Source organism: Sphingobium ummariense RL-3, from assembly GCF_000447205.1.
In the GTDB taxonomy this organism is placed as follows: domain Bacteria; phylum Pseudomonadota; class Alphaproteobacteria; order Sphingomonadales; family Sphingomonadaceae; genus Sphingobium; species Sphingobium ummariense.
On sequence record NZ_AUWY01000029.1, the window covers coordinates 1 to 14,990 of the forward strand.

General features: G+C 61.5%; 14 protein-coding genes and 1 pseudogene. 5 read left to right on the forward strand and 10 right to left on the reverse strand.

Going from position 1 to position 14,990, the window contains the following annotated elements; all coding sequences use genetic code 11:
* Positions 1-68: 68 nt before the first annotated feature.
* Genes linD through linE form a run of 5 tightly spaced genes read right to left on the reverse strand, consistent with a single transcriptional unit; the run spans position 69 to position 4,322 of the window.
* Positions 69-1,109 carry a 2,5-dichlorohydroquinone reductive dechlorinase gene (gene linD, locus M529_RS28270; protein ID WP_013035740.1) on the reverse strand — a complete coding sequence of 347 codons (1,041 nt, stop codon included), beginning with the start codon at positions 1,107-1,109 and terminating at the stop codon, positions 69-71.
* Positions 1,110-1,168: 59 nt separating this feature from the next.
* Entirely contained in the window at positions 1,169-1,801 is a 633-nt protein-coding gene (locus tag M529_RS28275) for a YciI family protein (protein WP_007686013.1), read from the reverse strand.
* 7 nt (positions 1,802-1,808) lie between these two features.
* Positions 1,809-2,525, reverse strand: a complete 717-nt coding sequence (locus M529_RS28280; protein ID WP_007686010.1) for an alpha/beta hydrolase — start codon at positions 2,523-2,525, stop codon at positions 1,809-1,811.
* Positions 2,522-3,322, reverse strand: coding sequence for an alpha/beta fold hydrolase (locus M529_RS0124140; protein ID WP_218847786.1), 801 nt, complete (start codon positions 3,320-3,322; stop codon positions 2,522-2,524). The genes M529_RS28280 and M529_RS0124140 overlap by 4 nt, the downstream gene beginning before the upstream one ends.
* Positions 3,323-3,356: 34 nt before the next feature.
* Entirely contained in the window at positions 3,357-4,322 is a 966-nt protein-coding gene (linE, locus tag M529_RS28285; protein ID WP_007686007.1) for a chlorohydroquinone/hydroquinone 1,2-dioxygenase, read from the reverse strand.
* Between the two features lie 131 nt (positions 4,323-4,453).
* Between linE and M529_RS28290 the strand changes: the two genes are divergently transcribed.
* Positions 4,454-5,365 (forward strand): LysR family transcriptional regulator, encoded by a 912-nt coding sequence (locus M529_RS28290; RefSeq protein WP_013041683.1) that lies wholly within the window; start codon positions 4,454-4,456, stop codon positions 5,363-5,365.
* A 94-nt stretch (positions 5,366-5,459) separates the two neighbouring features.
* Here the strand turns inward: M529_RS28290 and M529_RS28295 are convergent, their stop codons facing one another.
* Complete coding sequence (locus M529_RS28295) at positions 5,460-8,015, reverse strand: TonB-dependent receptor (protein ID WP_021316634.1); 2,556 nt, start codon at positions 8,013-8,015, stop codon at positions 5,460-5,462.
* A gap of 318 nt (positions 8,016-8,333) precedes the next feature.
* Complete coding sequence (locus M529_RS28300) at positions 8,334-9,098, reverse strand: IS6-like element IS6100 family transposase (protein ID WP_001389365.1); 765 nt, start codon at positions 9,096-9,098, stop codon at positions 8,334-8,336.
* A gap of 178 nt (positions 9,099-9,276) precedes the next feature.
* Between M529_RS28300 and M529_RS28305 the strand changes: the two genes are divergently transcribed.
* The 4 genes from M529_RS28305 (at position 9,277) to M529_RS28320 (ending at position 13,239) form a co-directional block, all read left to right on the forward strand.
* Positions 9,277-10,365, forward strand: a complete 1,089-nt coding sequence (locus tag M529_RS28305) for a replication initiation protein (protein ID WP_007688083.1) — start codon at positions 9,277-9,279, stop codon at positions 10,363-10,365.
* Between the two features lie 195 nt (positions 10,366-10,560).
* A complete protein-coding gene (locus tag M529_RS28310) occupies positions 10,561-11,763 on the forward strand; it encodes an AAA family ATPase (RefSeq protein ID WP_007688084.1) in 1,203 nt (400 codons plus the stop codon).
* A 47-nt stretch (positions 11,764-11,810) separates the two neighbouring features.
* The gene (locus M529_RS28315) at positions 11,811-12,824 is read left to right on the forward strand and encodes a ParB/RepB/Spo0J family partition protein (protein WP_013849890.1); all 1,014 of its coding nucleotides are present in this window, start codon (positions 11,811-11,813) and stop codon (positions 12,822-12,824) included.
* Positions 12,825-12,888: 64 nt separating this feature from the next.
* Positions 12,889-13,239, forward strand: a complete 351-nt coding sequence (locus M529_RS28320; protein WP_007688086.1) for a hypothetical protein — start codon at positions 12,889-12,891, stop codon at positions 13,237-13,239.
* A gap of 44 nt (positions 13,240-13,283) precedes the next feature.
* On the opposite strand, the gene M529_RS28325 is transcribed toward M529_RS28320, so the two are convergent.
* The 3 genes and pseudogenes from M529_RS28325 to M529_RS28335 form a co-directional block, all read right to left on the reverse strand.
* Positions 13,284-13,967: an RES family NAD+ phosphorylase gene (locus M529_RS28325; protein ID WP_013041559.1), complete on the reverse strand. Its 684-nt coding sequence runs from the start codon at positions 13,965-13,967 to the stop codon at positions 13,284-13,286.
* Positions 13,967-14,365 carry an MbcA/ParS/Xre antitoxin family protein gene (locus M529_RS28330; protein WP_007686501.1) on the reverse strand — a complete coding sequence of 133 codons (399 nt, stop codon included), beginning with the start codon at positions 14,363-14,365 and terminating at the stop codon, positions 13,967-13,969. The genes M529_RS28325 and M529_RS28330 overlap by 1 nt, the downstream gene beginning before the upstream one ends.
* A gap of 96 nt (positions 14,366-14,461) precedes the next feature.
* Positions 14,462-14,990, reverse strand: a pseudogene (locus M529_RS28335) (hypothetical protein); the annotation flags it as partial.

Below are 14,990 nucleotides of genomic sequence, written 5' to 3' on the forward strand. Positions count from 1 at the left end.
CTCGGCCCTGCCGGACGACGCGTTCAGGGCATGGACCGCGTCGCTTGCGGACGGCGCGGTGGTTGCCTTTAGGCGTTGCTCAGGAGATGGATGACATTCTCGCTCGGCGGATGGCCGGGCCACTGGATGATCGCATCCTTGACGGAGGGCCGCGCGAAGAGCCGATTGGCATAGGCCTCGACACGGGGCTTGCCTGCACCGTCTTTCCAGAAACCCGAATAGCCGAGCCAGAGGAAGCGGTAGAGACTGACGGCCCAGAACAGGTCGGCGAGCGTGAAGCGGTCGCCGAACAGCCAAGGTCCGGTGGACGCCCCGAGGTCGCGATCGAGATCGGTAACCAGCTGCTCCGCCTTCGAGATGGCGGTCCGCATTTGCGGCTCGTTGATGACGAACGAGGCGGCGGCTTCCTCCTTCACAATCTTGTGTTGGTAGGCTTCGAGGAGAAGCGGGTCGCCGTCCGCGAGCGGGATATTGCGGCGCACGGCGTCGATCTTGTGTGCGTGGATGCCGGGCATGACCGCCTGCATGCTTTCGGGCCGACGATCACCGTCCGGATCGGCGCCGTAGAGCAGGGCTACATGGGGCGTCGTGTCAGCGAGCTGGACCTGCTTGAGCACAGCCTCCCGTATGTCGGCGGGCAGAAGATCGGTACCGCCGGACAAGGCGTCGCAGAGGTAGAGGCAGATTGCCTTGGAATCGGCGAGGATCCGGCCGGTCTCATGGTCGACGAGGGTCGGTACGACGAGCGGGTCGAACCCTTCGGAATCAACAGACGACTGCCCAGTGAACGAGCTGACAGGACGGTGCTTGGCTGCGGCTTCCGATCGCAACCGCAGCCGGACATATTGCGGACAATAATTCTCATTCTGCGGGGGAAGGATCGTCAACTCGTTGGAGCCGAAGGTCACGCCCTTCTCCATTAGGGTGCCGCGCACCTTTTGCGAGCAGACTGAGAACACGAAGTGGAACAGTTCGAACCGCGGTTCGACCGTCGCTTCGCGGCGAAGGAGGCTCGGTGACTGTCGATCCGGGCTAATCAGAGTCGATTGCTCAGGCTTGATAACCTCTTCACGGACTTTCCTCGCCAGGGTTTCTGTATCAGCGCTCATATTTTTATGATCCTTTTGCCTGGAACTGAGACGTTCGGGGATTTTTGCGGGCTAAATCGTCATGTAGAATGAGTGTGTTCCGCCGGCGGCCGGATGGCTGGTGAACTTTCCCGGCGCTCCTGCCCCACGCAGCGCGCAAGGCCGGTAAGCAGCGGCAGTGCAACATAGGTCGCGGCGGGCACGACAAGCCCCACGACCAAGAAGGAGCGCAGCAAAACGGGAAGATGGGCAATGGTGTCGCCCAAGAGAATGTTGACGAGGGCCACTAGCGGCGCGAGCGTGGTGATCAGCAGCAACACTCTGAGATGGCGTGTGCGGAGCGAAGGTTGGGGCGCAGCGCTCACCCCTTCCTTATTCAGACTTTGATGCGCTGCGTCTTGTCTCTCGACGTTCGCCCCTTGCCAGGGGTATCGCCGATCGAACCCGCCCATCCGCCATTCAAGAATGTCGATGCTTTGACGTGCCCCGGACACGGTCATGGGGTCTTCGGCGATGAAGGCCCGGGCTGCGTTCCAATCGTCGACATCAACGAGATATGTCGATCCGACCAAATCGCCGCCTTCGGCGAAGGTGGTCCCCACTGCCAAAATGCTTGCGGTGTGCGACGCAAGATAGGCGCGGTGTGCCGGTATGGCTGCTGTGCGCTCTGCCAGCTTTTCAGGCGAGATGGTGGTTATGACGGAGAACAGCATGGGACGTTCAATCCGTCAGACTTGGCGTGCTTTGCGGCACGAGCGGCTGATGTCGCGGCCCGCGCGTAGGGACCGGCGGGTTCAGCTCGAAGCGTGCGATCAGGGTGTCTCGCAACAACGCGATCTCGTCCGCCCCAATTCCATGGTCCTTGATCGGTTGAATATACTCGCCGACATCAGCACCAGAGAGTCTAAAGCGCTCAGCTGTCTCCCGCACATGCTCTGCCTTGACCCAATCGTCGTTCAGACCACCTGTGAATATCGCCTTGAGACCGGTAAACCGAGGCTCAACTGGCGCGGTTGGGAGCTCAAAACCCGGGAGGCTTCCGGTCAGCGAGCCCAGGAACCCCATTTTCGCAGCGCCGCACCACATGAAGTGACTGGCGAGGCAGGCACCCTGGCTGAAGCCGACTATGCCCTGACGGTCTAGCGCGACCCAGGCTGCTTCCAGCCGCGAGGAGATCTCAGCCAAGGCGGTGCAGGCGTCAGCCACAGACCTGTCGCCGTCTGGATCGAACCCGTCATATTTGGGCGAGTACCACGCCCCGGCGGGCGCTTGCAGGGCAAGCCAGGCGACAGAGGGCAGATCGAGCTGTCTCGCAAGTTCCAGCATCGCTTGCGCACGCTGGCCACGGCCGTGCAGAAGAATGATCGCAGCATTTGCCTGTTCGACAGGCGGGCCGGTCACGATTGTCCCATAGGGTCCTTCAGGGGAAAACGTCATCGCGGCGCTCCAGCAATATGGCGGCATAGCCGGTCCGCAAAGGCGACAGGATGCTGCATCGCGACCTGGTGCGCGGCACCCGTCACAACTTCGAATGCGGCACCTGGAATGAGAGCGGCGGTCGCGCGGACCGCCTCCGGTGGCACGGCGGCATCGTTCGCACCGGCTATGACGAGCGTTGGCGTTTCGACCTGCGGAAGAAGGCTTCTCGCGTCATGGCCCTTGATCGCTGCGACAGCGCCGGTGAATCCGGCAACTGTCGTGGCCAAGATCATCGACTCAGCAAGATCCAGCAGACCTTGGTCGACCGCTCCGGAAAACCATGCCGGATACACGATCGGCACCTGCGTAATGAGCCCGCCGCTGCGCACTGCGGCCACCCGCTTGTCCCAGATCGGCCAAGCTGGCTCTGGAACGAGAGAACCTGCTGCCACGAGTGTCAGCGAGATAAGCCGGTGTCCCGCCGTGGCGCCAAGATATTGCGCGACCATCGACCCGACCGACGTGCCAACAAGATGAACTCTTGCAAACGCGAGGTTATCCATTACATTAAGCACGTCGGCCGCCAGTTCGGCTAGACTGTAGTCGCCGGCACTCGGCGAACTCGTTCCATGACCCCGCAGGTCCATCGTGATCGCATATACCCCTGAAGGTAAACGACCGGCCACGTCATTCCAGGACCGCCAGTCGGCCAGCAGGGAAGAAAGGAGCAGGATCGGCTCACCGCTCGGCAAGCCAGTGGTATGAACACCGATCCGCGCACCATTTCGGCTATTGACTGCCCGATGTCGCCACATTCTCTTCACCCAGCCTGCGGAGTCATCCTTGCGATCAAATGACGATCGGATCGTTCATCGTCCGGAGGAGCTCGTCCTTTACACCTTCGAGCTGCGGCGCGACCTTGACCTCGCTGCCGAGCTTCTCGGGGCTCTCGTCATGGGTGAAACCAAGCGTGACCGAGGCTTCGAACAACACGCCGCCCGGCGTACGAACGTAGATCGATTCGAAGTAGCCGCGGTGCTTGCGATCTGAGAAATCGGTGTAGCCGAGGCCTTCCACGTCAAATTTGAGCGCGGCCTGCACGTCGAGGTCGGCGACTTCAAACGCGGCGTGATGAACTTGGCCTTCGCCAAGCGCCCAGGTGCCGGGCCTTTCGTCCTCATCGATATAGACGTCTAGCACCTTGGCCGCACCGCCATTGCCGAAAGCGTAGCGCTGGTAATTGCCGTCGCGTCCCTGGGGCTTCAGGTTCCAGGCATTGCGCATGAAGGAGTCCATCTCCTCATTGCGATTTAGGGTGGCCGTCCAGCTGTGAAAGCCCCGCAGCGCGACCTCCTTGGGCACATAGGGAGAGTCCCAGGGCTCGAACTGGCCGTCCGTGTCCTGCTCGATGATTTCGAAGCCGACACCGCAGTCGGGGTGCTCGAACGACAGATATTTCTGCCCGAACCGCTCACGCACTTCCGAGACGGTCACAGCGCGCTTTATGAGATGCTCCTGCCACCAGGAAAGCGTACCGACGGGTGCGTTATAGGAAACCGCCGATATCTGCCCTGCACCACGCTTTCCGGTGTAGCCAGCCTGGCGAACGGGGAAAGTGGTGTACAGCGTGCCCGGTTCGCCAAGCTCATTGCCGAAATACAGATGATAGACCGGCCGTGCGCCGTCGTAGAACATCGTCTTCTTGACGAGCCGCTGTCCCAGCGTCTTGACGAGAAGATCCACGTCGCCTTGCGCGGATCCGGTCGCGACGGTGATGTGATGAAGTCCTTCGACGCGTTCGGGCAGTTGCATCATGATCGCTCTCCACTATTTTCTGCGATTGCGGATCGTCTCTTCAAACCTGCACAACGATCGCTGCTGCAGCCTGTTTGAGGGATCAGGGAGTATTTGACAATTGGCGGACCTTCATAGATACAATTCAGATTGTGAATATAGATGACCTGGATTTTCGGCACTTGGTGCTTTTGGATGCGCTGTTAAAGCGGCACAGCGTCAGCGCCGCTGCACGAGAACTCGACCTACCGCAGCCCACCGCCAGCCATGGGCTGGCGCGCCTGCGCAAAGCATTGGGCGACCCGCTTCTCGTCCGGGCGCGCGACGGCATGGAGCCGACACCACGTGCCGAGGCGATCGCCGGGGTTGTTCAGCAACTGCTGGAACTGCGTCGCGACCTGGCTGAAGGCGGGCAGACATTCTCACCTGACCGTCTCAAGCGCGAATTCATCATTGCCGGATCGGACATCGCCCATCTTGTCGTTTTGACGGCGTTGCATTCGGCGGCGCGGTTCGAGGCACCACACACCAGCTACCGCGCACTCACGCTGAGCGGCGATGAAATGGTGAGCGCGCTCGAGACCGGGCATGTCGATATCGCCGTCGGCGCCTATCCGAGCCTTGTTGCCGGCATCAAGACGCAACGGCTCTACCAGGAGGAATATCTGTGCTTCGGAAAGGAAGGTCATCCGTTCATCAAGTCCGGTGAGACCGATGACTTCATGGCCGCAGATCATATCGTGGTCAGCACCAAGGGTATGGCCCATGCCCATCGTGCCGTCGAACGCGCTCTCCTCGACAAGATCCATCCCGATCGGATCAGGATCGTCGCGAGCAGCTTTCTCGTGGCGTTGGCAGCTTGCTTCGAGTCGGACCTTATTCTTACCGCTCCGGCTCGCGTGATTGGTCGGCTCGCCGAGGTCTACGGACTCCGGGCCGTGCGGCCGCCAATTCTTATGGAAGCATTTGAGGTCAGGCAATATTGGCATGCGAGGAACCAAGACGACCCGCCTCACCGCTGGTTGCGACAGCTCCTGCACAAGGTGCTGTCCGCGCGGATGTGAGAAAGCTGCCATCGACCTAGCAAAGAAAGCCCGGCCTAGGTTAAACCCGGGCCGGACAGATAGGAGCATCCGGAGTGGGATCAGTCCGGGTCGATCAGAATTTAAACCTCAAAGTCGCATAATATTCAGACGGCCTGTTCGGCACCGCGCTCAGCAGGCCAGCTCCATTGAGCTGATTGACGCCATTTGCGATGTAGCGTTTGTTGAAAACATTGTTCCCGCCAATTGCGAGAGACCAGTCGTCGCCGGGCGCGCTGTACGTGAGCGAGGCATTGACGAGGCTGACATTCCCACTGAACAACTCGGGCGTGTTTTCCGCATCCGCCGCCATGGTGGACTTGTAGGAATAATCCGCCCGCAGTGTGACCCGACCTTCATTGGCCAGGAAAACGTTGAACTCGGGAGATAGCGTCGCGGTCCACTTCGGGACACGCGGCAGCCGGCTCGCCAGCGTGATCGTGCCCGACGGATCGTTGATCCTCCGATAGTAAGCGTCAATGTATCCCGCCGACGCGCTCACGCGGAAGACGCGGCTCGGCGCGAAGATCGTCTCGACCTCGAAACCCTTGATTCTGGCGTTGCCGGCGTTCTCGAAGGAGGCACCGATGCCGCGCTGGATCTGGATCTGGATGCCCTTGTAGTCCGTGTAGAATGCCGCAGCATTGACTTGCAGCATTCGATCGAAAAGCTGCGACTTGAAGCCGATCTCGAACGTGTCGGCTTTCTCCGGATTGAAGCTCGGCGCCTGCTTGTCCGCAGGCTTGGTCGGATCCGGCGGGACCGGAGCGGCGACGCGGGTCGTCCAGCTGCCCGACTTGAACCCCTTCGAGAATGATCCGTACAGCATTATCCGCTCGGTCGGATGGAGTTCGATGCCGACGCGCGGCGAAACATTGCTGAACGAGAGCTTCTGCTCCCCTGTCGGGTAGAATTGCGACAGGTCTGTCGGATCCGGGAACAGAAATGCCGGAGTACCGAGTTTGGTGAGAAGCATATTGAGGTCCCGCTGGCTTCCAACGAGCGTCTTATCTTCCTTGGTATAACGTCCGCCCAGCGTGATCCCGATGAGATCGTTCACACGGTAGTTGAGGTGCGTGAAGAGCGCGTAGGACTTGGTGTTGAACCGAAAGTTTCCGACGATCTGCAACAGACCGCCGGGAAATGCGACATCCTCCGATTCCCTACCACCTTCTGAGAAATAATACGCGCCGACGAGATAATCGAGTTTGTCATTGAACGCCTTGCCCGAAAGCTGCAGCTCTTCGCTGAACTGATGCTGCTTCACCCGGAATGTGCCCTCGAACCCCACGACCGGTGAGTTGTCGAGATCCTGTCCGAAACGGGTGTCGAGATTGCGATAGGCGGTGATCGACTTCAAGGCAGGTCCACCCAAGTCGATATCGACGGTCCCTGTGAATCCGAAATTGCGCGTGTTGGTAAAATTGATACCCGTGCCGTAACCACGGTTGAGGCTACCGGTAACGAAGCGGTTATCGATCGGAAGCCGACTATTGGTGGGATCGGCGTCCGCGTTCGCGCCGGCGATAGCCGGGAGGCCGCCCGCACGCGGGCCACAGGCGCCGCCGAGACCAATCGCGCCGAGCACTGACTCCGGAAGGCTGATGCAGGTATTATAGAGGCCGGCCAAAGTGGAGTCCGGGACGCCGTTTCCGTCCGCATCGACTGGCGTTCCGGCCGGTGACAACACAGTTGACCGTGTACCGAGAAGAGTGCTTGGCGAAGCGCTCGTTTCCGAGTTGAGATAGTCGCCCTCCAGCGTCACATCGATCGCATTGGTCGCGTTCCATAGCAATTTACCGCGAACGCCCTGTTCGCTGATGCCGCCTGCTGCGGTCCGCGAGGTATAATCGATCTGCTGGAAGGCTTCTGAAGGATCCGAAGCAAAGCCTGCAGCTCCAGGGAACGGGATCCGTTTCTGCCAAGCGTTCCGGTTCTTCGACGAGAAGGCAATGCTGCTCTTGAGCTTGCCCTCGACGATCGGGATGTTGATGACGCCACCGACATCGATTCGGTTGAAGCGACCGCCCGAGACCTGACCCATCACGCTGAAATCGTCTGTCGGTTTGCGGGTGACGACGCTGATCGCGCCACCGATGGTGTTGCGTCCGAACAGCGTACCCTGAGGGCCCTTCAGGATCTCGATGCGTTCCACGTCGAGAAGATCGACATTCGACCCGGCGGTACGCGCGAGGTAGACACCATCGACATAGGTGCCGACGCCCGGGTCGAAGTTGAGTGCGAAGTCGTCCTGGCCGATGCCGCGGATGAATCCGGACAACATCGATGGCGAACTGAAAATCTGCGACGTGGACGATAGCTGCACGCCGGGGGTGAGGTTCGCGAGCTGCGAAACATTGTCGACGCCTTTTTCCTGCAGGGCCGCACCGGAAAAAGCTGCAACGGCAATCGGGACCTGTTGGACATTCTCCGCGCGGCGCTGCGCCGTGACCACGATGTCCCCGATGCCGACATTGGACGCGGGGTCTGTGCTTTCCGCCTGAGCAGGCGCCACGGCTTGAGGCAGCGCCGGAGCAATCTGTGCCTCAGCGGGGGCCTGCGCGTATGCCGGGGTCCAGCCGAGCGCACCAGCCGTGCCGAGCATCAGCCCAATTTTGATGCGGTTTTTCATATTGTACCTCTCACTCCCTCTTTATTTTTCGCAAGCTGGCTGGCTGCTTTGGCAGCCAGTGGCACTTGCGCGCTTTCAAACAGCGTTAATGCAAGAAGTCATCACACCTGACTTTCAACTCACGTGCAGACTGGATCTCGCTAGACTTACGACAGAAGCGACAGTCAGCCAGGAAACAGGCGGACTGAATCCTAAGCGTCCACTGACTGCTTCTGATCGCTCGCCTCTTCGCCGTTGGATTGCTCCTGCGCGATAAGTTTACGCGGCTCTGTTGCAAAGATTGGCGGCAGTCAGAGGTAGGCTGTCGCTCTGCGCCGATCAGGCGGCTGCTGCGAAATGGTGGTTGAGCATGCCCATGGCCTCCGTCAGCGCCGAGGGCCCAATGCCAAAAGCTCTCTCCACAAGGCGCACCTCGCCCCTGATGCCGGGCTGCAGGCACCAGGGGCGAGCCTGTCCTTTGCGCAGGGCTCGCATGACTTCGAATCCCTTGATCGTGGCATAGGCCGTGGGGATCGATTTGAAACCGCGCACCGGCTTGATCAGTATCTTGAGCTTTCCGTGATCGGCCTCGATCACGTTATTGAGATACTTCACCTGCCGGTGGGCCGTCTCCCGGTCCAGCTTTCCTTCGCGCTTCAATTCGGTGATCGCTGCACCATAGCTCGGCGCTTTGTCGGTATTGAGCGTGGCAGGCTTTTCCCAGTGCTTCAGGCCTCGCAGGGCCTTGCCCAGGAACCGCTTCGCTGCCTTGGCGCTGCGGGTCGGCGACAGGTAGAAATCGATCGTGTCGCCCCGCTTGTCGACTGCCCGGTACAGGTAGGTCCACTTGCCCCGCACCTTGACGTAGGTTTCATCCAGGCGCCAGCTCGGATCAAAGCCACGCCGCCAGAACCAGCGCAGCCGCTTCTCCATCTCCGGGGCGTAGCACTGGACCCAGCGATAGATCGTCGTATGGTCGACCGAAATGCCGCGTTCCGCCAGCATTTCCTCAAGGTCGCGATAGCTGATCGGATAGCGACAATACCAGCGCACCGCCCACAGGATCACATCACCCTGGAAATGGCGCCACTTGAAATCCGTCATCGTTCCGTCCGTCCAATCTCCGCCAAGCATGCTCAAGCTTCACGATTTTTGCAACAGAGCCGATTTTCTCCCACGCTGGACGAATCGGCGCAGACTTCATGGCATGGATGACGAGCAAGCCCTAGATCACGCTGTAACGCCCTCCCCCACCGGCGATGACGCTTCTCCGGGACGGGCGATGCGGGTGGCTGCCGCCCTGCAGGCAAAGGGCGGTGACGAGTTCGCCAAGCCCGGCAGCATCGTCGAGGTCAAGTTCGTCAAAGGCCAGTCGCTTAGCCTGACTGCTTCGCGTTTGCTTGCGCTGATGATTTTGACCGCGGGCGGTGATGCCTGGGAGGACCGCCCGCACAAGATGCGAAAGGCGGACATTCGCCGCGGCCACAAGGGCAATGAGCGCATCTCGGATATGCTTGAGGAATTGCACCGCACGCTTTTCGCGGTCGACGACAAGTCCTGGCGCGGCAAGAAGGCGACGCTGCGCTTTTCGCTTATCTCGTCGTCGCGCGAAGAAGCGGAAGACGAAGAGGGCGCGGACGCTGGGTGGATCGAGTGGGAGTTCACGCCCGAAGCCCGAAAGCTGATCCAGGAATCGGAGACCTATGCGGTCCTGAACCGCCAGGCGGTGCTCGGCTTCCGATCAACCTATGCGCTCAAGCTGTACGAGATCGGGGCGCTGAGGCTGCATAGGCGCCAGTCGCTCTGGAAGGGCGACATGACGGCGCTGCGTGCGCTGCTCGGCATCGCGCCGGACGTCTACAAGGATTTCGCGCAGCTGCGCCGCAAAGTTCTCGAAAAGGCGAAGGCCGAAATCGACCAGCTCGCCCATTTTCGCGTGGAGTGGCGGGAGATCCGCCAGGGCAGAACTGTCACCGAAATCGAATTCCGCTTTGAGCCCAAGGATGCTCCGGCCCAAATCGCGACCGTGGATGAGATCGGTCGGCACTCTGCGGGCAGAAAGGCGCGGCGCGAGGACGAGGTGGAGACCGTTGCCGTCGAGGCTGTCACACAGGCGGCGGTGGCGGCCTTGGTGTCAAAGGATAAGGCTGGGGCAGGGGAGGTCACCTTCCCGAACGGCACGATCCGCTTTGGCTCGGACACGCTCGCGGCCATCGGCCGTTCGGCTGGCGGCGGTTGGGACATCGATCTCATTGCCGATGCCTATCGCGCGCAGATGGGCGAAAGGCTGGCGAAGCTCAAGGGCGCCAAGCTGATCGCATCCTGGACCGGCTTCTGCGAGAGTTTCCTGGCACGACGCGGGCGCCCCTGAGCCGAAATTGCACCGGTGCAATTTCGGGGTGAACTGCCCCCAAGGGGTCAGGTTGCGAGGGGGCGCAAAAGGTCTGCGGCGCAGATTGGGCAAGTTTCGCCCTTCGGGCTGGGCCGACTTGCGAAAATCAGCCTTCGATTGACCTAAAAGTGCAAATTGAGCTATGCCCCCTCTAGTTTCGCAAGGGGGCCTCTCTTGGCTGCATCACTCGACATTGAGGGCACGCAGGACCTGCTGTCCGTCTCGACGCTCGCACAACGGACCAGCTCTGTCCTCGAGCGGCTCCGCGACTCCGCGCGGAGTGCCCGGGCGGACGAGCGGCGCGAGCCGACGTTCCCGATTGGCAAGGCCGCGGAACTGGTCGGCCGAACCGCGGCGGCCATTCGCGAGGCCGAGAAGGACGGCCGCTTGCCGCCGCCTCCGCGAACCGAGAATAATCGGCGTGTCGGCTATACCCTGGCGCAGCTCAACGACATGCGCGGACTGTTCGGCACCCGGCCCTGGCGGGCCGCAACCGATCCCTGCTGCGTTATCGCGGTGCAGAACTTCAAGGGCGGGGTGGGGAAATCGACTCTTTCGGTGCACCTGGCCCAATATCTCGCGATCAAGGGCTACCGGGTGGCTCTCATCGATTGCGACAGCCAAGCGTCGGCAACCACGCTATTCGGCTATGTGCCCGACCTCGACCTGACCGAGGAGGACACGCTCTATCCATTCCTGCGGCACGACGACATGGAGTCGCTCGACTATGCCCTGCGCAAGACCCACTTCGACGGCCTCGAGCTTGTTCCGGCCAATCTGCGGCTGTTCCAGTCGGAATATGAAATCGCAGCGCGCATGGCGCGGGGGCAGGGGAACCTGATCGACCGCATGGCGCAAGGCATCGCGAGCATTGCCGATCGGTTCGATGTGGTGGTTCTCGATCCGCCTCCGGCGCTCGGCGCGATCTCGCTTTCGGTGCTGCGCGCGGCCAATGCGCTGGTGGTGCCGGTTCCGCCGACGGTGATGGACTTCTCGTCGACGGCGGCCTTCCTCGCCATGCTCGATGAGACCATAGAGACGCTGGCCGATCGCGGCTTGGCGCCGTCGCTGCAGTTCCTGCGCTTTGTGGCGTCCAAGGTCGATGAGAATAAGTCGATGCAGAAGGAACTGCTGAACCTGATGCGGACCCTTTTCGGTCACGCGATCGTCCGTACGCCGCTCAAGGATTCGGCCGAAATCGACAATGCAACGGCGCGGCTGATGACCGTCTACGAGCTGGACGGCCCGGTCACCAGTTCGACGGTGCGCAACCGCTGCCTTGCCTATCTTGATGGCGTGAACAGTGAAATTGAGGTCGACATTCGGTCGATGTGGCCGAGCCATTTGACGCGGCTTCGCAAGGAGGGACTCGCCTGATGCGAGCAAAATTGCACCGGTGCAATTCCGGGTAGAAGGGGTGGATGATGAGCAAGAAGAACGCCAACTTCGCGGCTGATCTGGTCGCCGGAATCGACCCGGGGGCGCAAGCCCCAGCGGCGCGGCGCCCTGGCATCGGTGCGAGCGTGCTGGCGGGCCGGGAAAGCCGGCTTGCCGAATTGGCGACGGGCAGCGTCGTCTCGCGCACCCATGAGCTTGTCGATCCCGCGCGCTGCCGAATGTGGGCGGGGCATAACCGCGAATATGCGCTCCTCAATGAGGAGCGGTGCGCCGACCTCATCGAGAGCATCAAGGCGCAGGGCAAGCAAGAAATGCCCGCCATCGTTCGCCGCGTGAAGGACGATCCTGCCTTCGATTTCGAGGTGATTTGCGGCGCGCGCCGGCATTGGACGATCAGTTGGCTGCGCGCCCACAACTATCCGGATTTCCGCTTTCTCGTCGATATCCGTAGCCTTACCGACGAGGAGGCCTTCCGTCTCGCTGACCTCGAGAATCGGGCGCGCGACGATCTCACCGATCTGGAGCGCGCGCGCGACTATCTGCGCGCGCTCGACGCCTATTATGAGGGGCGCCAGAAGGTGATGGCCGAGCGGATCAATGTCACGGAAAGCTGGCTCAGCCGCTATCTCGACCTTGCCCGGCTGCCGGCGGAACTGATGGCGGCCTTCGCCCTTCCGCAGGATCTCAGGATCAAGCATGTCACCGCGATCAAGCCTCTCTTGAAACCGGAGGATCGGCGGCAGCGTGTGTTCGCCGAGGCGGGACGTCTCGCTCAGGTGCAGTCCGATCGCGCAGCACCGATGCCGGTCCCCGATATCATACGCGCGCTCGCTCTGGCCGCCGATCCCCCCAAGAGGTCAGGATCCCCCAAGAAGTCAGGAAAGCCGGAAACGATCGTGTCCGAAGGGGGGAAACCATTGCTGAAAGTGGAGGCGGTGGATCGTAAGGGTCTCAAACTTACCTTGCTCCCGCATGCCGGTGGTACGCGGGCTGAAGCGGAGGCCGCGTTGAAAGCGCTGCTCGATCAGCATTGGAGCTAGGACAATCTTCAGCGGTTCTGAGACGTGAGAGTTTTGTCTTCACATGTTGAATATGGACTGCCCTATGACTGCAGCCTTCCAGGATGACATTCGCGAGAATGAGATCATCTCGCCCCGTCGTCTGGCGGAGCGCCTGCGCTTCTCCATGGCGCATTTGGCTCGCGTTGCTCGCCTGGATCCTAAGGCCATGACTCTGTATCCCTCCGCCCCGACCGTGCAGATTAAACTGGAGGAAATAGCCCGAGTTATAACGCGAGCGGCAGAACTTGCAGGCGAAGAAGGCAAGGCGGTTATCTGGTTCAAGCATCAACCCATTTCTGGAGTTGGGAAAACGGCCGCGGAATTGGTTGCGAATGGCGATATCGATATCGTCATGGAAGATCTCGATCGTATGGCTGCCGGGGTCTATTCCTGACAGGCGTCACTCAAGGCCGAAAGGTTAGCTTGTCCGCAGGACCTTTAGGCGAATGTCTTCTTCTCGTAGACGGTGACAATCGCCCGGCCATCCCAAACGTAGCACAGGTGCCGCTCCTGTCGGCTGTTGGCGAGTAGGCGAGGGCGGAACACCGCGGCGCACTCGCCGTCGGCGTCGCGCACGCTTTGGTACACGATGCCATCCGAACCTTGCTCACGCAGGTGCCGGCCAAGCGCCTGGCCGGCGGCATAGCTGTCCGGGGCGTAGAGGGCAGGGCGTTCATCGCGCAGGCCGCGAATATCGTGGAGCATGGCGTCCAGGTCGACCGCGTAGACGCGCATGTCGAGTTCCTGCGCCGGTTCGTGGGTGTACGCCATGAAGCGGGTTCGGTGATGGCGCGTCTCGGCAACCGCAGTCTCGATGGTGCTGGCAGCGTAGAACAGCCCGAAACTGCCGTCACAGAACCGGCTGCCATCGGGATTTAGGTGGGTGAACGCTGCCATGATCGCCGATGTTCCGGGTCCCGATACGCGGTCCTCCGGTGGGACGAGGGCGAGGTCCCCGACCTCGTCGCGAAGCCGGTCGTTGGTCATCGCCTCGATCGCATAGACCGCTTCCAGGTCGGCCGGATCCGCGACATCCTCAAACAGCGATATGGGCGGGAACCGGCTTGCGACGATCCGGTAGCACGGTTGCCACCGCACTTGCGTCGTCGCAATGGCATCCATCAGCCGCGCTGCGCGTCGATATATTGACGCACCACGTAGAGATCGGCGACATTGCCCGAGGCCATCCGCTCGATCGCCGGGCGTCCGGCGAACAGCGGCGCCTCATTGGGTTTGCGTACCCATTCGTTGGCGGTACGGGGCAGGAGCATCTTCAGCCCCTTGTAGATCCCCATGACATAGGAGATGCGCTCCAGCGCATCCTTGGGAATCGCCGCGACCGCGCCGCGCTTCCAGGTCTGGAAGGTCGAGCGGCTGTCGAGCCCGAGAAGCTTCATCTGCTCGGCTTCCTTGAGGTCCCAGGCGTCGGCAATGCGGAAAAAGGTGCGCAGCGCCGGACCGCTCAGATCCTTGCGGCTGGGCGCTTTGGCGGGGACGCCGGAATGGGCAGTTGTGGCCATTGGCCATCTCCTTCTTTCTCTGTCTATGTATGATATCTGTACATAACGTCAAGAAGAGATCAGTTTTCATACACGCCGAATGCGCGCGATGCCGCGTCAGGGATGGCCAGAACTGCCGGCGAGCAGCCGGTCGATCTCACCCATCGCCGCGTCGAACTCGGCAAGAGCCGCATGGGGGAGGGCGGTAGCCTGGTCCAAAGACGCCGGCTGCCCATCCCTTCCCGGTTCTTCGACGACCAGCAGGGCCTTCCCCTTGACCGTCTCCCGCCGTGCCATGCGCGCCGCCACAAGGGCGTCGCCGATCGCATAGGTGCCGCGCCGACTGATCCCGAACGCCCAGGTGATCTGATCGAGCCCGAGTGGCGCAAAACCAGCGAGCAGGATCCACACCTGCGGTGCCCGCGCGCTCGAGCGCAGGTGCCCCAACTGCTCGCGCATCAGCACCGCGCGCCGCCGCGCTTGCGCGACCAGCTCGGCAAGCCGGGTCACGCTGCGCTGGAGGCTGCGGGCCGCCAGCATGGCGCGTTCGCCCGGCCAGAGCTGCGGCTGCAGCGTTTGCGCCGTCACCGCGCCGGGGCAGGGGAGGGCGCGGGCCCACGCGCCGGACGCGGTCAGCAGCCGCCCC